Below are 23,484 nucleotides of genomic sequence, written 5' to 3'. Positions count from 1 at the left end.
CCGCAGACGGGCTATCGCCCGTCAACTACGAGATCAGGGAATCCAAGACCAAGCCGGAAGCGGCATAGGAAACCCTCCACGATTTCGGGGGAACCACAATCTCCTTGATGCCGCCCATCGAGGCCGATGCACCGAAGGTGGTGTGGGCGATCGATTTCCAGTTCGACTCCACCATCGATGGCAAGGCCATCAAGATCGCCTCGATGATCGATGAACACACCAGCGAGGCGCTGCTGAACCTGGTGGAGCGCTCGATCACCGGCGAGCACCTGGTCGCCGAGCTGACGAAGGTGTTCGCCGCCAACGGTGGCCCGCCGAAGGTGCTGCGGCTGGACAACGGGCCCGAGATGGTTTCTCAAGCGCCTGCAACGGTTCTGCGAGAACAAGACCGGGATGGTGTACATCCCGCCGGGCTGCCCATGGGACAACGGCTACATCGAATCGTTCAACAACCGGCTACGCAAGGAGTGTCTGAACCGCAACTACTGGAACACTCTGTTCGAGGCCCGCGTGGTGTTGACGACTTCAAGGAAGACCACAACCGCCGACACCGCCACTCGGCCCTGGGCTACCGCACACCGGCCGAGTACGCTGCCGCGTGCAGGTGCACCCACACCCCGGTGGCCTGCAGCATCAACTGAGAACCGATCAAACCAACCCGACTCTAAAACCGGGTGGACTCAGTAACGGGGCTCGCCAAGCCCGCTCCGTCCTCGGCGGTGGTGACGTCGATGCCCAAGATCTCCCGGTGACCCTCGACGTTGACCCCGACCGCGATCAGCGCGTGCACGTTGACCGCCCGCCCGCCCTCACGAACCTTGAGCACCAGGGCGTCGGCGGCCACGAACGTGTGGGGGCCGGCGTCGAGCGGCCGGGTGCGGAAGGCCTCCACGGCGGTGTCGAGTTCTTTGGCCATCACCGACACCTGCGACTTGACAGGCTGGTGATCCCGAGAGTCTCGACGAGCTTGTCCATCCGCCGCGTCGACACCCCGAGCAGGTAGCAGGTGGACACTACCGTGGTCAGTGCCCGCTCGGCGCGTTTACGGCGCTTCAGCAGCCAGTCCGGGAAGTAAGAGCCCTGCCGCAGCTTGGGGATCGCCAGATCCAATGTGCCTGCCCGGGTGTCGAAGTCGCGGTGCCGATAGCCATTGCGTTGGTTCGTGCGTTCGGTGCTGCCCTGACCGTATCCCGCCCCGCACATCGCGTCAGCTTCGGCGCCCATCAGGGTATGAATGAAGGTGGCCAGCAGTTCGCACAGCACGTCGGGGTGGCAGGTGGTGAGTCGTTCGGCCAGCATCTCGTCGCTGGCGTCGGCGACATCGAGATCGGGTCCCAGGGTGACATCGGGCCACCAGGCGGCGGTGGCCAGCTTCGAGGCCGGGCGCACCACCCGCGAGATGATCAGCGCGGCCACCAGATCCCGCGACCGGCACGCCGACCCCAGCAGGGCGGGAAACCCCAGCCGGTGCGCCATCGCCGCAACCGCGGCGACGTGCCCGTGTGGCAGCGACCGGGTGATGGTGAACTCGGCGCCGGCCGGACCAGCTGCGCACCCTTGAGCCCGGCGTCGATCCCCTCGATGACGTGCTCGGGTAACGCCGAGAGATTGGCCACCGTCTCGTCGCGCACCCGCTTGCCCTCGCGGTAGGTGCGGCGCAGATACGCCGAAAAGTACTCGCGGGAGTGGTTGCCATCAGTGGACCGGAGCGAACGCCGCAGGCCGACATGACGATCCGGTCTCACCCACTTCATCGCCGGAAATACCGCGACTACAAACTGGCCTGCGCCGCAGCCGCCGCACAGCTGCGAAACTCAAGTTAGGTATCTAATGGTGTTGCTAGGGTACCAGTACACCGCGGCCCTGCAGTCGGCCCGCTCGCAGGTCTTCAACCGCATCTACGACGGCCTCCAGCGGATACACCTTGTTGTGGAGAGAGACCTGACCGCTGGCAGCCAGTTCCATCAGTTCGACGAGATCGATGTACGTACCTACCTGATTTCCAATGACACTCTTCTCCTGCATGACGAAGTCGATCGTCGGCATCTCCATCGTCCCGCCGTAGCCGACCACGAAGTGCAGCCCGCCGCGTCCCAGCATGGCGCCGGCATCCTGCTGGGCCCCGTGTTCACCGACGAAGTCGAATACCGCATCGGCGCCGATCCATCCGGTGAGCTCTTTGACCTTGTCGACTTGCCTGCCGTCGGCGACCACTACCTCGTCAGCGCCGAGCTTGCGTGCGAGCTCCAGCGCCGGTTCCAGTGGGTCCACCACGATCACGCGCGTCGTCGTCAGAGCCTTCAGGCATTGCAGCCCAATGTGTCCCAGGCCGCCGGCGCCGATCACCACTGCAGTGGTGCCGGGGACCAAGTGGTGAATCGCCTTCTTCACGGCATGATAGGCGCTCAGCCCGGCATCGGAATGGGCCGCGACGTCGCGTGGCTCCATCCCCGACGGCAGCTTGACCAGTGCCCGGGCGTTGGTCTTGACGGCTTCGGCCATGCCGCCATCAGCGGATATGCCGACGAACTGTTGCGAGGCGCACCGAGCGATTTCGCCTCGATGGCACTCCAGACAGAGGCCACACGACGCGATCGGATGGGCGATAACCGCGTCTCCGACGGCGACGTTCGTTACGGCCGAACCGATCTCGGTGACCCACCCCGCGTTTTCGTGGCCGAGGGTGTACGGAATCGGGAACCCACTGTCCAACAGGTGAAGATCGGTCCGGCACAGCCCAGCGCCGCCGATCTTGACGATGACGTCCCACGGCCCCTCCACCTTGGGCTCGTCGACGTCCTCGACTCTCAGACGACGGTCGTCGCCCAATCGCACGGCTTTCATGTCGGTCTCCCTTTGGTGTTGTTGTGGATGTTCAGTGATCGCTGGCGTTGATGCTGTTCGGATCAATCTTGATGTCAATGAGGACCGGACCATCCCGGTCACCGATCTCAGCGAGCACACGCTCAAGGTCCTCACCGCTGCGCACCGTGTAGCCCTTAGCGCCCAGACTGTCTGCTACCGCCGCGAACTCCGGCCACTGAAATGTCGAAACAGTGGGGTCCATTTCGCGCATCGTGAACTGGATGTGCTCTGCACCGTAGGCTCCGTCGTTGAACAGCACGACGATGATATCGCAGCGATGCCGGACCGCAGAGTTGAACTCGGCGAGGCCACCCAGCATAAAACCGCCGTCACCGCAGACCATCACGACCGGCCGATCGGGCGCGGCGTGCGCGGCGCCGATGGCTGTTGCCATGCCGAGACCGATGCTGCCGTAGTTGAAGGTCGGTATATATGCGCGAGGTTCTGGAACCTGCAGGCCGGTCAGGGCGGCGACCAGAAACCTGCCCGCGTCGAGGACGACGGCTCTGTCAACGGGCAACGCCGCATCGAGTCGCGCGACCGTACCGAACAGATTGACGGTGCCCGGCGTGTTGTCGATGGGCGGTAGGGCCGGCGCCACGGGCGAACCGTCGGCGAGTTCGTCTGCGAACCTGCTTGGGGTAATCTCCGCGGCATCGAGCATCGCGCTTATCTGTTCGATCACGGTTTTTCCGTCGCCCAGCACCGGCTGATCGACGTGATAGTCGTGCGACAGGGCGCGCTCATCGACGTCGACGTGGACGACCTTCTTGTCAGCCAGGAACGAACCCTCTGCCGTGGTGTACCCGTTCAGCGAAGCGCCCACGGCCACAATGCAGTCGGCGCGTTGGATGGCTTGTACCGTTGCCTCCGAGGAGAAGGTGCCGAAGATCCCCAGATTCGCAGGCGCGCCGCGAAACAGGTCCTTACCCCTGAGCGTGGTGGCAACCGGTGCACCGATCTGTTTGGCGAAATGCAGCAAGGTCGCCCGTTCGTCCGGGCTACAGACCCCCCTGCCGGCCAGCACAATGGGCCGTCGCGCGCTCGCGATCAGACCTACGGCCGCATCGAGGGCAGCGGGGTCGGCCGCAACTGCTTGACGCGTCGGCAGAGCCGCAGGCAAACCTGTCTGTACCTCGACCGCTGCCCACTGGAACTCTGCCGGCAGGTTGAGCACGACTGGGCACCGTTGGAGCAGCGCCGTTCGCACCGCCCGGTTCAAGTCTTCGTTGTAGCTCTGCGGTGCATAAATCTGCTCGAAAATCGCGCCCGCCGCGGCGACAACCTCGCGCTGTGCGATGCGTTGCAGCGCTTGGCGTTCCGATGCCGCTGTATCGCCTGCAATGAGCAGAACGGGGGTGCGCGATCGCACCCCTTCGACGAGGGCCGTCACGGTGTTCGTCAGGCCGGGGCCGTGTGTGACAGTCGCAACGCCAAGTCCGCCGGTCGCGGCGGCATACCCGTTGGCCGCGAGCACGGCGCCAGCCTCGTTCGCCATTGCGACGTAGCGGCCGCCACCGTGACGTCCGAAGCTGTCCATCACGAACAGGTTGGCGTCGCCGATCACACCGAAGGCGACGTCGATGCCGTGCTCGGCAAGGGCGCGTCCGAAAGCCTCGTGGAAGATCATCCCAAACGGTCCTGTTTCGCTATGCCGACGGCATGATCACTTGGCGAACCGACCGCTGCTGCGTTCGGACCGGAAAACTTCACGGCGCGCTCCGGACCGATCAACCGACAACCAGCGGCAGCGTGTTCAGGCCGAGGGTTCCATTCGGCCACGGAGGCCTGGGCTGCACGCCTTCGGCGATCCGATATTCAGGAATCCGGTTATGCCATTCCTCAAGAATGAGCCGCAATTCCAACCGCGCCAAATGAGAACCCAAACAGCGATGCGGACCACGGCCGAACGCAAAACTCGGCTGCTGCTTCTCAAGGTTGACCGTGTCTGCGTTCTCGAAGCGCCGCGGATCGCGGTTGGCGCTGGCATACACCATCAGCACGTTGCTGTCCTTCGGAAGGTGGACGCCACCCAGTTCGACGTCCTCGTTTGTCACACGTGGCAGAAACACAACGGGGCCGTCAACTCTGAGTTGCTCTTCGATGAATCTCGGGATCAGGCTGTAGTCGTTACGGATCTGCCGACGCAATTCAGCGTCGGCAGCGAGATGAGCAAACGCCAAACCTACTGCACCGGTTACCGTGTCGAGCCCAGCCATAATGAAGATGAAGCACAGACCGAGGATCTCTTCGTCGGTGAGCCTTTCGCCCTCAGGAGCACTCAACAGCTGGGAGAGCATGTCTGAATCCCCTATTGTGAGGTGACGCTCCGCGATCTGCTCGGATAGATATGTGTACAGTTCGAGAGCGGGAGCCAGACTTTCCGGTGTGGGCGAAAAGTTGGCGGCGTCCAACAATTTGAAGATCGAATCTTTCCACTGCACGAGCTTGGCGCTGTGCTCCAACGGCAACCCGAACAGTGTGAGAAATACCTGCGACGGAAAGGGGACGGCGACTTCAGAGATGAACTCGCACTCACCTTTGCGCTGAATTGCATCGATCATTTCGCCGATCTGTTTGCGCAATTCCGGCTCACGCTCGCTCATCTTTTTTGGGCTGAAGAAAGGGTCCAATATCCGGCGGAAACGGGCATGGTCCGGGGGGTCTATCCCGAGCGGAACCACCGGTACCGGGCTACCGAGCAGGTGCTGAAAAGCGCGCGCTGAGGAGAAAATGTCAGGTCGCTTGGCAGCGAACTCGCACGCGTCGGCGCTCGTCAGCAAGAACTCGTTACCACTCTTCACGACCTCGCCGGCATCTCGCAGCGATTGCCATGCGCGGGTGCGATCCTCGCCGAGCGGTAAGTCATCGATGTTGACTTCAATGTTGCTGTCATGTTCGGTGGTTCCGGGCATCGTCAGCTTCCTTGCCTTTGGCATGCGTTTAATCAATCTACTGATTGGCCTGAAGGGCGATGGTATGACACCGGTGGTAGCGGAGTCAACGCTGGGTCTACGCACCGGACGTTGGAGCCAGGCGTGAAACCCACCGGCCCGGCTTTTCGACGCTATAGCGGGTGTCGTCCCCAATACCGTCTCCATTGAGGCCTGGTCGCACCCCAGCGCGCAACCAGGCGGCCGGCATCTCTTGTCAAAGGGGCACCGTGCGCTTCGACCAACGACGCGCCGGCGCGCTCGAATCGAGAGGCCCGGATCCCCATTTCACACCCAATCACAAGACTTGGGATGGTATTTGCGCAACAAAACTCTTTAGACCGTTATCCTGGGCCTACATCGCGGAAAAGCCCGCATCAACCGGCAACGTCACGCCAGTGACGTACCGGGCATTTTCGCTGGCGAGCCAGATGACCGCGTTGGTCACGTCTTGAACTTCGACGAGCGGGACCGGTAACAGGTTCGTCGCGAGCTTCGTCGCGGCGTCGGGGTCGTCCTGGAAAAAGCGGACCGTGTGATCGTTGATGACCATCGCGGTCGGTACCCCGGTCGGGTGCACTGTGTTGACACGGATGTTATGTGCCGCGTAAGCGTTTGCAGCCGATCGCATGAGCCCGACAACGCCATGCTTGGACGCTGCATAGGCGAACGCTGCTGCGGAGCCGTCTCCGCCCCTACCAGCTAGTCCCTGTGTCGAACTGATCATGATAATGGAGCCGCCACGCCCTTTGCGTATCATTGACGGCACAGTCGCGACGAGGGTATTCCACACGCCAAACAGATTTGTTTCAACGATGTCTCGGTAGACTTGATGATCGGCAGGGTCGGTATTGCCGGCGGCCATCACACCCGCGTTTGCGACCACGATATCGATGTCACCTAGCTCGACGATAGCCGACTGCACACACGCCTGCAGGTCCATGAGGTGGCGAACGTCTGCGACATACGTGAACACGCGCCTCCCTGTCTGCTCGATCAGTTGCGCGGTCTCTTCTAGTTCCTCTTTTGTGCCCAAACCGTAGGGAATCGACTCGATGTCGGCGGCGATGTCGATTGCGACGATATCGGCACCTTCATTGGCGAGCGCTATCGCGTGACTCCGCCCCTGACCGCGAGCTGCTCCGGTGACGAGAGCAATCTTATCGGTCAGCTCGCCTCTGCCCGCCCTCGGTGGAATGACTTGCGAATCTTCTTGGCGTGTTTGGCCAAGCACGATCTCCCGTAGACCCTCGCGTTGGTCTTTCACGCCCGTCGCTGGATCTTCGGACGACTCTTGCTCGTGTCGGTTCGCACCCTGTTGATCGGAGCCGCCAGGTTCGCTATTCACAGAAACTGCACCCCCGTCACGTGAGTGCCCATGGCCACCTTCATTGTCACTGGGCGTCGAGGCGGATCGATCGGCTCAGACACTGATCCGCACGCCTTCCATCGCCACTGTTCGTCCATATCCGGAGCTCCAATCGTTCGTTGCTGTGGGCTGCTGCTCGCAGCCTTGACGCATGATAACGCTGGCCATAATATCGCTTTAGGCTCAATTAGATTACTATTTGTTCTGATACTCGGTTACCGCAGGCCAAGCTGGTCCTGCCAACGAGGTACGGGAGGACATCGATCGATGACCACGACCGAACCCGCCATCGCGGCAGACACCCGCGTGCAGCTGTACTGCACCGCTGTTCGAATCCTGGCATTCGACGAAAAGTACCGTTCGGCGATGCTGAGCGGCAAAGTGGGCGGCATGTACTACTCTGCGCGGGGCCAGGAATTTGCGGCCGCTTCGGTTGCCGCGCATCTAGAACCAAGCGACTACATGGTCACCACCTACCGTGGCGTGCACGATCAGATCGCCAAAGGCGCACCGCTGCGTGAACTGTGGGCCGAGCACATGGGCAAAGTCACCGGCTCATGTCACGGCAAGGGAGGTCCGATGCATGTGTCGTCGCCCGCCCACGGCTTGATGGTAACCACTGGCGTCGTAGGTTCTGGCCTGCCAATTGCGAATGGACTGGCGCTAGCCGCAAAACTGCGCGACACCGGGCAAGTCACTGTGGTGAATTTCGGCGACGGGGCCAGCAATATTGGGGCATTTCACGAAAGCTTGAACCTCGCCTCGGTTTGGCAGCTTCCTGTGGTCTTCGTTTGCCAGAACAACAAGTGGGCTGAGTACACGCCATATGCAGCCGGGACGAGCGTAGCCAACATCGCGCAGCGCGCCGCTAGCTACTCAATGCCGGGAATCACGGTCGACGGCAACGACCCGATTGCTCTCTACGTTGCGGCCGGTGAAGCGATTGATCGGGCGCGACGCGGCGATGGACCGACTCTTCTGGAAGCGGTCACCTTTCGCTTTTGTGGACACTACTTCGGCGATCAAAGCGAATACATACCCGAAGCGGAATACAGTGCGGCACTTGCTGCCGATCCCATTCCGCGCTACCGAAAACGGTTATTGGATGACGGGTCAGCTACGGAACAGGAACTCGACCATATCGAGCGGGCAGCCAGGGAAGAGGTTGACGATGCCGCGGCGTGGGCATTCGAGCAGCCACTCCCACCGGTGTCCGAGTTGACCACGGACGTCTATTCCAAGGAGACCTTGTGAGCGTCGCGACTGAATCTCGCGTGATGGTGATGACCGAAGCGATCCACGATGCCCTTGACGTGGCGCTGGGCATCGACCCCACCGTCTTCCAACTAGGTGAGGACATTCAGGATCCCAAGGGCGGCGGTTTCGGCATTCATAAGGGATTGGAGGCGAAGTACGGTTCAGAGCGGGTGCGCCGTACGCCGATCTCAGAACAGGCCATCATGGGGGCTGCCGTCGGCGCGGCTATCGCCGGAATGCGGCCAGTCGCTGAAATCATGCTCATGAATTTTATCGCTGTCGCGGCCGATCAGCTGTATAACCACGCAGCCAAGCTGCGATACATGTCCGGAGGTGTCACGCCCGTGCCGTTGACCGTGCGCACCACGACTGGAGCCGGGATGGGCTTCGGCGCACAGCACTCGGACATGCTCGAGGCTCAACTCGTGCATACTCCCGGGCTGAAAGTTGTTGTTCCGAGCACCGCGGCGGATGCCAAAGGTCTGCTGCTTTCGAGCATATTCGATGATGACCCATGCGTCGTGATAGAGATGAACGCGCTGTACTTCGGCGCCAAAGACGAGGTACCCAGTGGTGACTACAGGGTCCCGCTCGGATCAGCCAGGCTTGCTCGTGAGGGCACCGACCTCACTTTGATCACCTACGGACGCCAAGTCCTCGACTGTCTGGCTATTGCCGATCAACTTGTCGGCGAAGGGATCTCGATCGAGGTCTTGGATCTGCGTTCCCTGCAACCGTTGGACACCAACGCGATATTCGCCTCGGTTGCGAAAACGAAACGCGCCGTTGTCGTGCACGAGGCCGTGACCCGCGGCGGGTTCGGCGCCGAACTCTCCGCGCTGATCCACAGCGAGCTGTTCACCGAATTAGCGGGGCCTGTGGCTCGAGTCGGCGGTGCCAACACACCCATACCGTATTCGGCTCCGCTTGAACAGGCGTTTCTTCCGGGTGGTCGGATCGAGTCCGCTGTCCGCGCTTTGCTGGATTGATGCGACCGCCGACTACGGCAGAGAGAATGAACAATTCGATGACAGAACACGAACTGCGCATCCCCAAATTGGGCGTCACGATGGAGGAAGGTCAGATTACCGAATGGCTCTGCAGCGACGGTGATATCGTCGAGGCCGGCCAACCCGTCTATACCATCGCAACCGACAAGAGTGAGACCGAAATCGAGAGTCCCGCCGCCGGGAGGATAACGGTTATCGGGGAAGTAGAAAAAGACTATAAGGTCGGAACACTGGTAGCTACCGTCGCAAGCCCGTAATACTGATTCACAGCCACAGCAAGCAAAGGAGAATGACGATGACAACACAGCTCAATCCCGAAACCCAAACGGCTCCGGCCGAAACTCAAACGGCTCCGCCTGTCACTCCGTATGAGCCACAACACGACGTCGATACGTCTGCGGTGCCGTTCCGGGTGTCTGACGGGGTGCACATTCCGGCGCAACGCCACTACGATCAGGAATTCGCCGAGCTCGAGTATTCGAAGATGTGGCTGCACACTTGGCAATGGGCCATCCGGGAAGAATACGTTCCATCCGCTGGCGACTACATGGAATACACCATCGTCGACAAGACCGTGATAGTTGTCAGACAGAAGGACAACAGCATCAAAGTCCTCGAAAACGTCTGTCCGCATCGCGGAACACGATTCGCCAACACCGCTGAGTGCGGCACCTTCGGCGGCAACCAGATCGTCTGCCGGTTCCACGGCTGGCGATTCGACCTGGACGGATCGCAGTCCTACATTTACGGCCGCCGCGGATTCGTGCCAGAATCCGTCGACCCTGCCGAACTCGGCCTCAAGGAAGTGCGCTCGGCGGTCAAGTACGGATTTGTGTGGATTAATTTCGACGACAACGCACCCAGTCTCGACGATTTTCTGGGCACGATGGACGACCACGTCGCTCCGATCGGAATGGATCGAATGCGGGTACGGTGGTGGAGGTATACGGAGGTTCCGGCCAACTGGAAGGTGTCCATGGAGGCCTTCATGGAGGCCTACCACGTGATGCAGTCGCATCCGGAGCTGAATCTAGGGGCGACGGGCGACGCATACAGCGTCGACGGCCTGACGTTTTACCACCATGGCATGGGCCATGTGGACTCCACCCCGCCGTGGGATCACACCCAGGGCTTCAATCTGCCGGACTCGTTCGTTGATGGTATGAGCTTCGGGCGCTTTTTCATCGAACAGAACCGTGTGCTGTTTGAAGGGCTCGACGCAACCAACACTGCGCGCGACGAATACATCGCCGACCGTATCCGCGACCTGCCCGACGACGAGCTACTCCCGAGGTTCTTCGAGGAGCTGTATACGTATGCACAGGACGCCAAGATTCCGATGCCGCCGCTGGACTTGAATGCATCCAATTACGGCTACATCTTTCCCAACATGGTCTTCCTGGGATTTCCTGGCAACATCTTGTTCTACCGCGTCCGCCCCAACGGCCACGATCCGAACACGGCATTCTTCGAGGCTGTCGCCCTGCAGGTGCCGCGCGAGGTCGACATGAACAACGCCCCGCCGCCTCTGGAGGGTCCGATGGCGAAGGACGACTGGCCGTTCGTGCTGCGCCAGGACATGGAGAACATTGAGTTGCAGCAGCAGGGCTACCGATCCGGCGCAATCGATCACGCGACGATTTCTCCTCGATACGAGCCGATGATCTTCTCCCTGCACTCCGAACTCGATCGTTACCTTGCCACGTACTGACGACGCACCGTCCGCCGTGGATGTTGGGAAAGGCTCAGCAGTTGTGCGGGTAGAGCCCGCTGGCTATGAGATCGAGGTACGCCCCGGCGAGACGCTGATCAGAGCAGCATGGCGCGCCGGATATAGCTGGCCCACCTTGTGCTACGGCGTGGGCAAATGCACGGCATGCCAATGTGAGGTGGTCGACGGTTTGCATTTGCTTTCAGAACGGACCGAACCGGAGAGCGAACTGCTCCGCGACAGCAACAAACGCGTCCGCCGGGTCGATCCTCGCCGCCTGCGTCTCGCGTGCCAGCTCCAGATATCCGGCAACGTGGTCGTGCGCAAACCGGGAGTGAGATACGGAGACACAGTGACTGCACAGGAAAACCAAGATGGCTGAGGGCACCACGCGTTTCGACTACGACGTGATCGTGGTCGGGTTCGGAATGGCCGGGGTGTGCGCATCGATTGCGGCGGCGGAAAGCGGCGCCCGAGTGCTTGTTGTCGACCGAGCCCTGGGCGGCGGCGCCTCGGCGTTGTCCGGTGGCGTGGTGTACGCGGGCGGCGGGACTTCGTATCAGAAGGCCGCGGGCTACGACGAAACACCCGACAACATGTTCAACTATCTGCGCCTTGAAGTGAACGGTGTAATCGATGATGAGACACTGAAACGCTTCTGCGACACGAGCGTTGATAGATTGGCGTGGTTAGAAAGGCACGGAGCGCGGTTCGCCGGCCCGCTGTGTGACTACAAGACCTCCTATCCGACCGATCGCCACTACTTATATTTCTCCGGCAGCGAGAAAGCCCATCCCTTTTGTCTACACGCGAAGCCTGCTCCACGGGGCCACCGCCAGGTAGCCAAAGGCATGAGTTCGGGGCGAGTGCTCTGGACCTCACTGAGAGACAGCGCCCTCAGACTTGGCGTGACGTTTATGCCGCGGACGCGTGTCGATGAGCTAGTAATGGTTGATGGCGTCGTGCGCGGGATACGTTGCCGCACTTGGATTGATGACGGAAGTCCTGCCATCGAGCGGCACCGGCGTGCTGCCGATGCAGGTGCGAAGCTGACCAACTGGGTTCCACCATTGGGTCACCGCCTGAATCGGATCGCCGACCGACTCTGGCAAAGGTCGGCCGAAGAGCGAACGTTCAGCTCTCCGAATGTGATCTTGTCGGCCGGAGGATTTATCTTCAACCGCGACATGGTCCGCCGGTATGCGCCCGATCACGAACTCGTCAACCCATTGGGTACCGAGGGTGACGACGGGAAGGGCATCGAACTCGGCGTAAGTGCCGGGGGCGCAACAGATCACCTCGAACGAGTGACCGCGTGGCGTTTTCTATCTCCGCCCGCGGCCATGCTCGAAGGCATCACGGTGGGCGTCAACGGCGAACGCATCGGAAACGAGGACATCTACAATGCGGCGCTCGCCGAGATAATGATCCGTCAATTCGGTGGCAAAGGGTTCCTCATCGTCGATTCAGCGATCTGGAAACGCGCGAAAGCTCAGCTGTCAACACAGACGCTAGCCTTTCAAAAGGCGCAAACAGCAGCCGTATTCACCACCGGCCACCGAGTGGCGCCCACGTTGCCGAAGTTGGCCGAGAAGCTCGGCGTCTCCGTTACGGGCCTGCTGAAAACCGTGGAAGCCTACAACCAAGCAATAGCGACAGGCGCCGAAGATCCCGCGCATAAAGCCGCCGATCTCTGCACACCGATCAAACAGGGCCCCTTCTACGGTGTCGATATTTCCGTCCGGAGGGCGCTGACCGACTTCGTCCCAGGACTGACACTCGGCGGCCTGAAGGTTGACGGTGATAGCGGGCTGGTGCTTTCGGAAACAGGGTCCACCATTCCGGGCCTGTATGCAGCCGGCCGCACTGCCGTCGGCATCTGCTCGAACTCCTATGTCAGCGGTCTAGCGCTGGCCGACTGCGCTTTTTCCGGCAAGCGGGCTGGTGAACATGCGGCAGCGACGTGCGGGGAGGCTTCATCCGTTAAACCAGATTCAACAGGTTCAGCTCGAATCTAGGGGGCCATCCAGGCTTGCGGGTCGGATGCGTCGCCGAAGGCCGGGCAGTCGATCGTGTACGCACAGTTATCGTCCGCCCAAGCAGCGAGCGCCACGTCGGCCGTGCCGGTACCGGGACATAGCCACTGGCTAGGAATTCGCTCTCGCGAAAAGCGGTTCGGCCGCCTATTCACTATCGCGCACAGCGCGACGTTCGTTCGCCAAGTCCGACCGCCGTATCTTGCCTGCGTCCGTCCGAGGCAACCGGTCGACAAACTCGATGGATTTGGGCACTTTGTACGCGGCTAAACGGTCTCGGCAGAACGTACGGAGTTCCTCGATCGACGGCGCGTCGGGGGCGTTCGCAGGCGCAACAATCGCATGCACACGCTCTCCCCACTCGTCGTCGGGAAGTCCAATCACCACTGCATCTGCGACCCCTGGGTGTTCCGTTAATGCACCTTCAACCTCGGCCGGAAAGACATTAGCGCCCCCGGAGATGATCATGTCGACGCGACGATCAGCGAGGTACAGATACCCCTCGTCGTCGAGCCAGCCAAGGTCGCCTAGTGCGGTATACCCATCCGCATCGACGACGCCGGATACGTCGCCCATGTATGCGAAGACCGGCGAGGCTTGCCCGGGCCGACGAACATAAATCATCCCGGTCTCATTGGGTGGTAGATCAGCACCCGAGTCGTCCCGCACACGCAACTCTGTATTCACCGGGCGACCGACGGTACCCGGGTGTGACAGCCACTCATCGCCACGCGCGAAGCATGTTCCGGCATTCTCCGACGATCCGTAGGCCACAAAGAACTTCGTCGGGCCGATGCGCTCTATCCAAAACCTGGCCAACCACTGCGGTAGAGGCGCCCCACCGTGCAGGAGCGATTCGATCGAACTCAGGTCGCGACGCGTGATATCCCCGCAGCGCGCCATCCTCTGCAGCATGATCGTGGTGGCCGTCAGAGTGTTTACTCGATGCCGCTCGATCAGGTCCAATGCCAGCTCTGCAACGAATTTCTCCATCAGGATCAGCGACTGACCTTGCAGGAGGGCGGTGAACGTCAGCCCCGAGCCGTTCGTGTGGTATAGCGGGGCCGGAACCAGTTGGAGCTGCTGTGGGCCTTGTTCAAGGGTGCTGGCCACGACGTTCTCGATGCTGGACAGATCGAATGTGCCAGATCCTTCAGCACGAATCACCTTTGGAATCCCCGTCGAGCCCGAACTCGCGGTTGCGCGAGCAGGGTCAGGGATGCAGTCAGGGACCGGGTCAGCGGAGACGCTCAGATCCTCGAGCGTCTGCACCGAAATCTGCGCCCCGCCATCTTCACCGGTGCGCGATCCCACTACCACCGCCGGCTGGGCCACATCTAGAACACGTTCGCGCTCACGGTCGGGCAAGTCCCAACGCAGAGGTAGCACGCAGGCACCAACTTTCCATGACCCGAAAGCGCAGACAACATGCTCGACGGAGTTCGGCAGTTCGATTACCACCATGTCTCGCTGTGTTATCCCAAGTTTCTGAAGTGATCGCGCGACCCGGTTGCTCCGCTGATCGAGTTCACGCCAGCTGATTTCACGTTCCTCGCCGGTCGTCGCGACGAACGTCAGAGCTGTCGTGTCGCCGTGCGCGTCGGCGAGATCGGAGAGCCGTTTGCCGTACGAGACGGTCTTGGCCGACGTTTGCGGTGCGCTCACTTTGTTCACCTTTCCTGCGTGCAGTGACCGGGCACGACCGGTTGTCTTCGACCGTGATGCGAAGACAAGGTACCCGCAAAAGATCGCCGCCCAGAGTACTGTTAACCTTAGCGGTAGTTCATTATATTATACTGACTGAATGGAAAGGAACTAGGTAAGTGTGGCGACGTAGCACAACTGTGTCCAACGGGCAGCCCCGTTCTGGCTGATGTCGGATCCATCGCGTTGCCACTCGGACCGTTTCGCGATCAGCGAGAGACCGGTGTGCCGAACCAGAAGCCACGGACTCTCATTCCCACCCCATCACGACGGATAGATAAGGCGTGTACATGAACGAGATACACGACGTCCCGATCTTCGATGCAGATCAGCACATGTACGAGACCGCGGAGGCGCTGACCAAGTACTTGCCGGAGAAGTACCGCAAAGCAGTGCAGTTCGTGACGATCGGCAAGCGCACGCGGATTGCCATCCTGAACAAGATCACGGAGTACATCCCGAACCCGACGTTCGAGGTTGTCGCCGCTCCAGGGGCGCATGAACAGTTCTACTCCGGCCAGAATCCCGAGGGCTTGACACTTCGCGAGCTAAGCGGAACGCCGATCGAAGCGCCAGCAGCATCGCGGAACCCTGAAGACCGCATCAAGCTGCTCGACGCTCAGGGTGTCGAGGCGTGCCTGAATTATCCGACGCTGGCCAATCTCGTCGAGCATTCCGCTGCGGAGGACCCCGAACTCACTGGCGCAATCATTCATTCGCTGAATCAGTGGATGGTCGAACACTGGGGTTTCACCCATCAAGATCGGCTCTATATGACGCCCGTCCTGACGCTGGGCATCGTCGACAATGCCCTTCGTGAGTTGGAGTTCATCCTGGAGAACGGCGCCAAGGTCGCGTTGATCAAGCCTTCAGCCGTCTATGGCTACCGGGGTTGGCGGTCGCCGGCGCTGCCCGAGTTCGACCCATTCTGGCGTGAGGTGGAAGCCGCAGGCCTCCCAATCGTGACCCATGCGAGCCAGCCGCCCCTGGAGCAATACGTCAACATGTGGGAACCTCCGGAAACGAACAGTGCTTTCGAAATGTCTTCGTTCAAGCGCGTGGTGCTCGGTCATCGCGACATTTCAGATATGCTGGCCAGTCTCGTATGCCACGGCACGCTGACGCGGTTTCCAAAGCTGCGAATCGCCAGTGTGGAAAACGGTAGTGCGTGGATCGATCCGTTGTTCAATGCTCTGGACGAGGTCTACCACCAGATGCCAAAGGCATTTGACGAGCACCCGCACGAGACGTTCCGGCGGTCAGTTTGGGTGTCCCCATTCTGGGAGGGCAAAGTCTCCGACGTCGTCTCGACCGTCGGCTGGGACAAGGTGCTGTTCGGCTCCGACTGGCCACATCCCGAAGGGCTGGCCGAACCGAAAGGCTTCTACAAGTACGCCGAGGGCATGGACTTGCGCCGCTCGTATGACTACATGGGAGACAACGCCCGTCGGTTCATGGGGCTGCCGATCCGGAATCCCGATCCGGACGCGGTGAACGCGCCAGTGCTTGAAACGGCCAGCATTTAGCGCTTCGGTGACGCGCCTGGGCGCTTGCGTGCTTCTGCCCGCGGGCGACACGCCTTCGACGAGTGACATGTCCGGCGTCAAGGAGTATCGCCGGTGTTCTGCCCGTCGGATCAGAGGTGCACAAGACCGGCAGATGCGGACGACGGAAACATGGTCGGGGCTGCCCAAGACCTTGCGAATTGGGTCGGCGGCTCGCGTCGTTGGATTCCTACCCGGCTCGCGACCGCCATCGCCAACTACTGCGAAGGCAGAAGCGCCGGCCCCGGCTAGCGCAAACCGGCGTCCACCGGCTGCGGACAAACCCTCGCCACGACCGGAGACACGATGCAATTAACAGACACATCAACTTTGGTCACCGGGGCCGGCTCCGGTCTGGGCCTCGCCACCGCCACGGAGCTGCGCCGCCGTGGCGCGCTGGTCGTCATCGTCGATCTGCCCTCATCCGATGGCGAACACGTGGCGAAGGAACTCGGCGCTCGTTTCGTGGCCGGCGACGTCACCGACACCAAGCAGTTGGAGCACGCTCTCGACGCCGCAGAGGAGGCGGGACCAGTGCGGGCCGTGGTGCACTGCGCCGGCCGCGGAGGGGATCGGGTCCGAATCATCAATCGCGACCGGACACCGGGCAGTCTGGAATCGTTTGAGGAGGTGATCTCCGTCAACCTCTTAGGCACTTACAACGTGCTCCGATTGGCGGCCCAGCGGATGGCGGGTAACACCGAACTACTGGACGGCGACCGCGGAGCGATGGTCTTGACGTCGTCCGTCGCAGCGTTCGACGGTCAGATAGGCCAAACGTCCTATACAGCGTCGAAAGCCGCCGTGCACGGTATGACGTTAGTGGCCGCCCGCGACCTGGCTGGCTGGGCGATCCGCGTCAACACCATCGCGCCCGGGGTGTTCGACACCCCGATGCTTGGCCGGCTACGTCAGGACATCCGCGACGGCCTGGCATCTTCAGTACCGCATCCGAAACGCCTCGGCGCACCGGCGGACTATGGACGCCTCGCAGCCGACATGCTGGAGAATGGCTATCTCAACGGCCAGACGATCCGGCTGGACGGCGCAATTCGGATGGCTCCACGATGACCGTCAGAGCGGACGACGCGCGCGTCGACATCGATGGTGACGTCATGATCATCACGATCAACCGTCCAGCACAGCGCAACGCGATGACCCAAGCGGCAGCCAGGGTGATCGCGAGGGCACTGAATGAACTGGATACCAACGCACAAGTCGCGGTGGCAATCCTTACTGGTGCGGGCGGAACGTTCTGTGCGGGCATGGATCTCAAACGCTTTGCCGCCGGTGAGCTACCCAGGGTGGAGGGCCGCGGATTCGGCGGGCTGACCGAGGCGCCGCCCGCCAAACCGTTAATCGCCGCGGTCGAGGGTTGGGCCCTTGGTGGCGGCTTCGAGCTCGTCTTGGCGGCCGATCTGGTGGTTGCCGGGCGCAGCGCGAAGTTCGGGCTGCCCGAAGTCAAGCGCGGCTTGTTGGCTCGCGGAGGCGGCGCGGTTCGGCTTCCCCGCAGAGTGCCACGGGCTATCGCGTTGCAGTTGCTAATGACCGGTGATCCGATCGACGCCACCGAGGCGCGAAATTTCGGGTTGATCAACCACGTTGTCGACGACGGCACGGCATTGGCCGGTGCCCGGGCGATGGCGGCATCGATCGCGGCAAACGCGCCATTGGCAGTGAAAGCGGCCAAGCGGATCGCCCTGGAATCGCAGGACTGGCCTACGACCGAAATGTTTCAGCGGCAGAGGCCAATCGCGGACCCGGTTTTCGCATCACGCGACGCCGCGGAGGGTGCCGCGGCATTCGCCGAAAAGCGGGCACCGGTCTGGACCGGCCGCTGACCCCAGAGGAAGGCACGATATGCGTGATGCCGTTGTGGTTCAGGCCGTCCGCACGCCAATAGGCAAGCGCAACGGAGTGCTGGCCGGGGTGCACCCGGTCGAGCTTTCGGCCGTGGTGCTCTCGGAATTGGTGCGGCGCACCGGGATTGATCCCGGCGACATCGACGATGTGCAGTGGGGATGCGTCACCCAGCTCGGCGATCAATCCAGCAACATAGGACGCTTCGCAGTTCTGGCGGCCGGCTGGCCCGAGACGGTACCCGCCGTGACGATCAACCGGGCGTGTGGTTCTAGTCAGCAGGCGCTCGACCACGCGGCGCATGCGGTGATGTCAGGGCAACAGGACCTGGTGGTGGCTGGCGGCGTTGAATCGATGAGCCGTGTTCCGCTGGGCGCGACGCGCACATCCGGGCTGCCGTATGGTCCAACCGCACGCTCTCGCTACGGAGGTTCCGATTTCAACCAGGCGACTGGCGCGGAGCTGATCGCACAGCGCTGGGGACTGACTCGCCGGATGCTCGACGAGTACGCCGCCCGGTCACACCAACGAACCGCCATCGCAATCGATTCCGAAGCCTTTACCGATCAGATTGTTCCCGTTGAGACAACCGACGGAATGGTTACCCTCGACGAGGGGTTACGCAGAGGCACTACCGCCGACACCTTGGCCACGCTCAAGCCATCGTTTGATCAGGACGGAACCATCCACGCCGGCAACTCATCTCAAATTTCTGACGGCGCGGCGGCGTTGCTGGTCACCACTCCGGAGCGGGCCAAGAGCTTGGGCCTGGAGCCATTGGTGCGCTATCACACGGGATGCGTGGTAGGCGACGATCCAGTCCTGGTGCTGACGGCGCCGATACCGGCGACCACCAAAGTGCTCCGGCGAGCGGGACTCAGCATAGATGACATCGGCGCCTTCGAGGTCAACGAGGCATTCGCGCCGGTTCCTCTTGCGTGGCTAGCTGATACCGGAGCCGATCCGGACCGGCTCAACCCCCTCGGCGGTGCGATTGCCGTCGGTCATCCGCTGGGCGCGTCTGGCGCAATCCTGATGACTCGATTGATCCACCATATGTGCGACAACGGAATTCGATACGGGTTGCAGACCATGTGTGAAGGCGGCGGTACTGCAAACGCGACGATCGTTGAACGTGTCTGCTGATGACAGAAGTTAATGGTGCATCCTACTCGGTGGGGCTGGGAGACCCCGCTGCTCAAGTTTCTCCGCCACGTCCGAAGTCAAGCGTGTACGAAGGGTGAGTGTGATAATCGTTGTGCTCTCGAGGATTTTCACGAGCACTCCTCAAGCGTCGCACTTCAGAATCAGAAGCCTAAACGTGTTCACACTGAATTGTGTTCATAGCCGTGACGATACGGCTCCGAGAGAGGGCGTCGCGTGACAGACACTGACCTTGCCGCCGTCGTCGCCGACCATCGCGGGGCAGTGCGCGAGTGGCTGGCCTCGACCGCGGATGTGCTGGCCGAGTTTCGAGTTGACCACCGTAGCGCCGAGGCGGCGCTGCAATCGGGCCGACGTTTCACGCGCCTGCTTTTCGATCAAGGCTGGGGTCGATGCGGCTGGCCACAGACGGCCGGCGGGCTGGGTGGCCCGGCGGTGTTGCGCCACGTGCTGTACGACGAGCTGGAGGGCGCAGGCTATCCGGTCCCTGTGCAGTACGAGATACTTGAGACGATGGCGCCCAGCGTCCTCGCCTTCGCCCCCGCGGTGGCCAAGCGTCTGCTGCCCGCCGCGCTGTCCGGTGAGCGGCCTTGGGCGCAGGGGTTCTCGGAGCCTGAGGCAGGAAGCGACCTTGCCTCGCTGCGGTGCCGGGCCCGCCGCGATGGTGATGACTATGTGGTGTGCGGGCAGAAGATCTGGACTAGCCACGGTGTCGGCGCGGCGTGCATCGGAACGCTGGTGCGTACGGGCACTAGCGAGAGCCGTCACCGTGGCCTGTCAATGCTCATGATCGACCTCGACGTCCCGGGAGTCGGGGTGCGGCCTATCCGATTCGCCAACGGCCACAACGAGTTGGCCGAGGTCTTCTTCGATGACGTGCGCGTCCCCGCCGACCGACTAGTAGGTGCGGAAGGCCAGGGTTGGGACGTCGCAATGTTCCTCTTGCAATACGAGCGAGGTAACTACGCGTGGATGCGTCAGGCACATATCGGGCGTCTGGTCGCGACGCTGGCAGCCAGCGCCGACGCTAGTGATCAGGCAATGATGTCTGAGGTCGGTGCCGCCTGGCTGGCGCAGCAAGCGGTGCGAATCCGGTGCGGACGGACGGTGTTGCGACTGGGTGCGGGAGAGGCGCTGGGCCCCGACATCTCCATCGACAAGGTTTTGCTCGGCGCCGCCGAGCAACGGGTCTGCGACGCGGCGCAGTCCATCCGGCGACCAGAGTTTGTGTTTTCAGATGCCGACGTCGACGAAGCGTGGCGCGCCAACTGGTTCTACACCCGAGCATCGACGATCTACGGGGGTGCGGCAGAGATCCAGCGCAGCATCATCGCCGATCGAGTGCTCAAGCTTCCCAAGGAAGGACGGTGACGTATGCAGACCGCCGAGGTCAAGGAACTACAGAATAGTCTGCGATCGTTGTTCGACACCGTCGGCGACGATCCGGCGGCCATATCACGGTCGTTGGACGAGCTGGGGTGGGACGAGGTGGTCGCCGAGGAACCGCGGGCATGGACGTTGCTGTTCGAAGAGATCGGCAGGGCCGGGATCGCAGTGCAGTTGCTCGACGTCACCGTCCTTTCGACGCTGGGTATCGACTCCCGTGCCACAGCGGTCGGCTACCCGATCACGCTGATGGAGAATCTATTCGCACCCTCGGCGCCGATCAGCGGCAACACCGTGACGGTGCATGCCGTCGTGCGCACGCTCGGAGCTGCCCCCGAGCGAGTACTCATCCCGATCGCATCCGAGCCGACCGCGGTCCTACTCGTTCCCACGTCCGAGCTGGACTTGCGCCCAGTGAGCGGACTCGATCAGGCGGGCGGTTGGACCCAGGTGAGCCAGCGGCTAACGCCCCACCCGTCTTGGCTGGGGCACGCCACCGCCGGTTGGAGCGATGCCGTTGCGTCCGCGCGCCGGCTGCTCGCGGCCGAGCTGGTAGGTCTGGCACGGGCGGCGTTGCAGCTCGCGGCCGAGCATGTCACCCAGCGCCGGCAGTTTGGCAAGGCTATCGGTAGCTTTCAAGCGGTGCGATTCCGACTCGCCGACGCCAAAGCTGCGATCGAGGCGGCCGCGGAGGCGATTCGTGTCGCTGATGTCGATAGCACCCCGTTGAGCGCCGCGATTGCCAAGGCGTTGGCGGGCGCCGCTGCAGATACTGCAGTACGTAACGCCGCACAGGTGTGCGGCGCGATGGGACTGACCTGGGAGTTCGGGCTGCACTCCATCATCCGTCGCAGCTACGCGCTGGATGTTTTGCTGGGCAGCACTGCCGAACTGATCACGGCTTTCGGCCGGCGCGCGGCGTATCAGGTTCACGCCGGCGATCGAGTCACCGCGCCTGACCCGCTTCTCGTGTCCCCTTGCCTGGGAGGTTAGGTCTCCAACCCTCCGATGGGCGCTGTCCATTACCGACGGGCGATCCCCCGATCCGTTGCCGCTCCCGCGCGGACCGCTCCAGGCAGGCGACGGGCTGACGAGAACCAAATCTGTTAGATTATATGGACCAATTATCTGTCGTTATGGCTTCACAACTCGTAATCGAAGGTCTGTTAGCCGATTGCCGCCCGCCAGTTGTTCACCAGCTGTATCGGTGTGCGCAGGTGCGTGCAACCTCATGGGCAGACGAGACTACGTGGCTTGTCCGTCCTCGTCCGAACATCACGAGGATCTAGCACACTAAGGAGGCGCCCGCGTGCGCTTGGACGTGTTCACTGCCGAGCAGCAGGATTTCCGTCAGGTCGTGAGAAGTTTTCTGGCCAAGGAGGTCCAACCGTACTTCGCCGACTGGGAGCATGCTGGCGCGGTGCCCCGCCAGCTGTACCGCCGCCTGGGCGAGTTGGGCATTATCGGGCTGGGGATCCCCGAGGAGTACGGGGGCGGGGGACAAAGCGATTACCGGTTCAATGTCGTTCTGCAGGAAGAGATCAATCGAGCCGCATTGACGCTTGGCACCCTGCGTACTCACATGGACGTGGTGCTGCCCTACTTCCAGAATCTCGCCAACCAGGAACAACGAAGCCGGTGGTTTCCCGGATTCGCCTCAGGCGAGCTGTTCACCGCCATAGCCATGACCGAGCCCGGTACGGGTTCGGATCTGGCCGGTGTAGCGACCACCGCGCGCCGCCGCGGCGACTACTACCTGCTAAATGGCGCGAAGACATTCATCAGCGGCGGACTACATGCCGATCTAGTCATCGTGCTGGCCCGGACCTCCACCGACCCGGTAAACCGCCGCGCCGGACTGTCGCTGATCGTGGTCGAGCGGGGTATGCCAGGCTACGACGTCGGCCGTCTGCTGCCGAAGATTGGCATCAAAGTACAAGACACCGTTGAGCTTTCGTTCACCGATGTGCGAGTTCCTGCCGCCAATCTGTTGGGTGAAGAAGGCCAGGGATTCGACTATTTGGGCTACAACCTGCCGCAGGAACGCCTAGCCATCGCCGTCGGAGCCTTGGCCGCTGCGCGGGCGGCGTTCGATCACACTGTCGATTACGTCGCACAGCGAACGGTGTTCGGCAAGCCGGTCAGCCACTTCCAGAACACCAAGTTCGAACTTGCCGCCATAGAGACCGACCTCACGGCGGGTCAGGCGATGTTGGACGTAGCAGTGCTCCGAAATCTGGACGGCGCGCTGACCGCGGACGATGCAGCGAAGGTCAAACTCTTCTGCACCGAACTACAGGGTCGGGTAGTGGATCGCTGCCTACAACTGTTCGGCGGCTATGGTTACGTCACCGACTACCCGATTGCCCGGCTCTACGCGGATGCCCGGGTGACCCGCATTTACGGCGGCACGAGCGAAGTCATGAAGTCGATCATCAGTAAGTCGCTCGGGTTGTGACCGGCAGGGCCGAGGCGTGACACGGCCTCGAACGATTAAGCCTTGATTCACCGATCGACCCTCGGCGTGGGGGCGAAATTCGGTTGTGTGCTTTGGAGTCGGGGTGGGCCGTTGTGCGGGATCAGATGATGGCCCGGCCTGCGAGTCGGGTTGTTCCTGTGGGTCTTTCGGTTCGTGTGGTCGGTGG

General features: G+C 61.9%; 19 protein-coding genes and 3 pseudogenes. 15 read left to right on the top strand and 7 right to left on the bottom strand.

Going from position 1 to position 23,484, the window contains the following annotated elements; genetic code table 11:
- Window positions 1-107: 107 nt before the first annotated feature.
- Window positions 108-368 (top strand): annotated as a pseudogene (locus tag H7I57_RS33895) (integrase catalytic domain-containing protein); the annotation flags it as partial.
- 25 nt (window positions 369-393) lie between these two features.
- Window positions 394-687, top strand: a complete 294-nt coding sequence (locus H7I57_RS33890; RefSeq protein ID WP_372510461.1) for an integrase core domain-containing protein — start codon at window positions 394-396, stop codon at window positions 685-687.
- Window positions 688-700: 13 nt separating this feature from the next.
- On the opposite strand, the pseudogene H7I57_RS27290 reads toward H7I57_RS33890, so the two are convergent.
- From H7I57_RS27290 to H7I57_RS27265, 6 genes and pseudogenes are all read right to left on the bottom strand, one after another.
- Window positions 701-1,299: pseudogene (locus tag H7I57_RS27290) on the bottom strand (IS256 family transposase); the annotation flags it as partial.
- Window positions 1,291-1,754 (bottom strand): annotated as a pseudogene (locus H7I57_RS27285) (IS1634 family transposase N-terminal domain-related protein); the annotation flags it as partial. The pseudogenes H7I57_RS27290 and H7I57_RS27285, both read right to left, overlap by 9 nt.
- A gap of 85 nt (window positions 1,755-1,839) precedes the next feature.
- Entirely contained in the window at window positions 1,840-2,844 is a 1,005-nt protein-coding gene (locus H7I57_RS27280) for an NAD(P)-dependent alcohol dehydrogenase (RefSeq protein WP_264027477.1), read from the bottom strand.
- Window positions 2,845-2,875: 31 nt separating this feature from the next.
- Window positions 2,876-4,495, bottom strand: a complete 1,620-nt coding sequence (locus H7I57_RS27275; RefSeq protein WP_264027471.1) for a thiamine pyrophosphate-binding protein — start codon at window positions 4,493-4,495, stop codon at window positions 2,876-2,878.
- Window positions 4,496-4,595: 100 nt separating this feature from the next.
- Window positions 4,596-5,780, bottom strand: coding sequence for a cytochrome P450 (locus H7I57_RS27270; protein ID WP_264027470.1), 1,185 nt, complete (start codon window positions 5,778-5,780; stop codon window positions 4,596-4,598).
- Between the two features lie 373 nt (window positions 5,781-6,153).
- On the bottom strand, window positions 6,154-6,996 hold the full coding sequence (locus H7I57_RS27265; RefSeq protein ID WP_308204408.1) for a mycofactocin-coupled SDR family oxidoreductase: 843 nt from the start codon (window positions 6,994-6,996) through the stop codon (window positions 6,154-6,156).
- A 438-nt stretch (window positions 6,997-7,434) separates the two neighbouring features.
- Between H7I57_RS27265 and H7I57_RS27260 the strand changes: the two genes are divergently transcribed.
- From H7I57_RS27260 to H7I57_RS27240, 6 genes are read left to right on the top strand one after another with little or no spacing between them, the layout of a single operon-like run.
- On the top strand, window positions 7,435-8,421 hold the full coding sequence (locus tag H7I57_RS27260) for a thiamine pyrophosphate-dependent dehydrogenase E1 component subunit alpha (RefSeq protein ID WP_264027469.1): 987 nt from the start codon (window positions 7,435-7,437) through the stop codon (window positions 8,419-8,421).
- Window positions 8,418-9,413 (top strand): alpha-ketoacid dehydrogenase subunit beta, encoded by a 996-nt coding sequence (locus H7I57_RS27255; protein ID WP_264027467.1) that lies wholly within the window; start codon window positions 8,418-8,420, stop codon window positions 9,411-9,413. The genes H7I57_RS27260 and H7I57_RS27255 overlap by 4 nt, the downstream gene beginning before the upstream one ends.
- A 26-nt stretch (window positions 9,414-9,439) precedes the next feature.
- Window positions 9,440-9,691 (top strand): biotin/lipoyl-containing protein, encoded by a 252-nt coding sequence (locus H7I57_RS27250; protein ID WP_264027466.1) that lies wholly within the window; start codon window positions 9,440-9,442, stop codon window positions 9,689-9,691.
- Window positions 9,692-9,729: 38 nt separating this feature from the next.
- Complete coding sequence (locus H7I57_RS27245) at window positions 9,730-11,145, top strand: aromatic ring-hydroxylating oxygenase subunit alpha (protein ID WP_264027465.1); 1,416 nt, start codon at window positions 9,730-9,732, stop codon at window positions 11,143-11,145.
- 16 nt (window positions 11,146-11,161) lie between these two features.
- Complete coding sequence (locus H7I57_RS33885) at window positions 11,162-11,527, top strand: 2Fe-2S iron-sulfur cluster-binding protein (RefSeq protein ID WP_372510458.1); 366 nt, start codon at window positions 11,162-11,164, stop codon at window positions 11,525-11,527.
- Window positions 11,520-13,163 carry an FAD-binding protein gene (locus tag H7I57_RS27240; protein WP_264027463.1) on the top strand — a complete coding sequence of 548 codons (1,644 nt, stop codon included), beginning with the start codon at window positions 11,520-11,522 and terminating at the stop codon, window positions 13,161-13,163. The genes H7I57_RS33885 and H7I57_RS27240 overlap by 8 nt, the downstream gene beginning before the upstream one ends.
- A gap of 165 nt (window positions 13,164-13,328) precedes the next feature.
- Here the strand turns inward: H7I57_RS27240 and H7I57_RS27235 are convergent, their stop codons facing one another.
- Window positions 13,329-14,846 (bottom strand): class I adenylate-forming enzyme family protein, encoded by a 1,518-nt coding sequence (locus H7I57_RS27235; protein WP_264027462.1) that lies wholly within the window; start codon window positions 14,844-14,846, stop codon window positions 13,329-13,331.
- A 329-nt stretch (window positions 14,847-15,175) separates the two neighbouring features.
- Here H7I57_RS27235 and H7I57_RS27230 point away from each other — a divergent pair, with 329 nt between their 5' ends.
- From H7I57_RS27230 to H7I57_RS27200, 7 genes are all read left to right on the top strand, one after another.
- Window positions 15,176-16,411: an amidohydrolase family protein gene (locus tag H7I57_RS27230; protein ID WP_264027461.1), complete on the top strand. Its 1,236-nt coding sequence runs from the start codon at window positions 15,176-15,178 to the stop codon at window positions 16,409-16,411.
- A 324-nt stretch (window positions 16,412-16,735) separates the two neighbouring features.
- Window positions 16,736-17,500 (top strand): SDR family NAD(P)-dependent oxidoreductase, encoded by a 765-nt coding sequence (locus tag H7I57_RS27225; protein WP_264027459.1) that lies wholly within the window; start codon window positions 16,736-16,738, stop codon window positions 17,498-17,500.
- Window positions 17,497-18,270, top strand: coding sequence for a crotonase/enoyl-CoA hydratase family protein (locus H7I57_RS27220; protein WP_264027458.1), 774 nt, complete (start codon window positions 17,497-17,499; stop codon window positions 18,268-18,270). The genes H7I57_RS27225 and H7I57_RS27220 overlap by 4 nt, the downstream gene beginning before the upstream one ends.
- Before the next feature lie 19 nt (window positions 18,271-18,289).
- The gene (locus H7I57_RS27215) at window positions 18,290-19,435 is read left to right on the top strand and encodes a thiolase family protein (protein ID WP_264027457.1); all 1,146 of its coding nucleotides are present in this window, start codon (window positions 18,290-18,292) and stop codon (window positions 19,433-19,435) included.
- 234 nt (window positions 19,436-19,669) lie between these two features.
- Complete coding sequence (locus H7I57_RS27210) at window positions 19,670-20,824, top strand: acyl-CoA dehydrogenase family protein (RefSeq protein WP_264027456.1); 1,155 nt, start codon at window positions 19,670-19,672, stop codon at window positions 20,822-20,824.
- Window positions 20,825-20,827: 3 nt separating this feature from the next.
- Window positions 20,828-21,832 (top strand): acyl-CoA dehydrogenase family protein, encoded by a 1,005-nt coding sequence (locus tag H7I57_RS27205; protein ID WP_264027455.1) that lies wholly within the window; start codon window positions 20,828-20,830, stop codon window positions 21,830-21,832.
- Between the two features lie 316 nt (window positions 21,833-22,148).
- Complete coding sequence (locus tag H7I57_RS27200; RefSeq protein ID WP_264027454.1) at window positions 22,149-23,297, top strand: acyl-CoA dehydrogenase family protein; 1,149 nt, start codon at window positions 22,149-22,151, stop codon at window positions 23,295-23,297.
- Window positions 23,298-23,484 lie beyond the last annotated feature (187 nt).

Origin of the sequence: Mycolicibacterium pyrenivorans, from assembly GCF_025821625.1 — a bacterium.
Lineage (GTDB): Bacteria > Actinomycetota > Actinomycetes > Mycobacteriales > Mycobacteriaceae > Mycobacterium > Mycobacterium pyrenivorans.
Note: the sequence above shows the minus strand (reverse complement) of the source record. Positions and strands in the feature narration are given on the sequence as shown.

Coding starts and splice junctions, on each gene's coding strand:
- H7I57_RS33890 (WP_372510461.1), top strand. CDS start 394: ATGGTGTACATCCCGCCGGGCTGCCCATGGGACAACGGCTACATCGAA.
- H7I57_RS27280 (WP_264027477.1), bottom strand. CDS start 2,844: ATGAAAGCCGTGCGATTGGGCGACGACCGTCGTCTGAGAGTCGAGGAC.
- H7I57_RS27275 (WP_264027471.1), bottom strand. CDS start 4,495: ATGATCTTCCACGAGGCTTTCGGACGCGCCCTTGCCGAGCACGGCATC.
- H7I57_RS27270 (WP_264027470.1), bottom strand. CDS start 5,780: ATGCCCGGAACCACCGAACATGACAGCAACATTGAAGTCAACATCGAT.
- H7I57_RS27260 (WP_264027469.1), top strand. CDS start 7,435: ATGACCACGACCGAACCCGCCATCGCGGCAGACACCCGCGTGCAGCTG.
- H7I57_RS27250 (WP_264027466.1), top strand. CDS start 9,440: ATGAACAATTCGATGACAGAACACGAACTGCGCATCCCCAAATTGGGC.
- H7I57_RS27245 (WP_264027465.1), top strand. CDS start 9,730: ATGACAACACAGCTCAATCCCGAAACCCAAACGGCTCCGGCCGAAACT.
- H7I57_RS27240 (WP_264027463.1), top strand. CDS start 11,520: ATGGCTGAGGGCACCACGCGTTTCGACTACGACGTGATCGTGGTCGGG.
- H7I57_RS27230 (WP_264027461.1), top strand. CDS start 15,176: ATGAACGAGATACACGACGTCCCGATCTTCGATGCAGATCAGCACATG.
- H7I57_RS27225 (WP_264027459.1), top strand. CDS start 16,736: ATGCAATTAACAGACACATCAACTTTGGTCACCGGGGCCGGCTCCGGT.
- H7I57_RS27220 (WP_264027458.1), top strand. CDS start 17,497: ATGACCGTCAGAGCGGACGACGCGCGCGTCGACATCGATGGTGACGTC.
- H7I57_RS27215 (WP_264027457.1), top strand. CDS start 18,290: ATGCGTGATGCCGTTGTGGTTCAGGCCGTCCGCACGCCAATAGGCAAG.
- H7I57_RS27205 (WP_264027455.1), top strand. CDS start 20,828: ATGCAGACCGCCGAGGTCAAGGAACTACAGAATAGTCTGCGATCGTTG.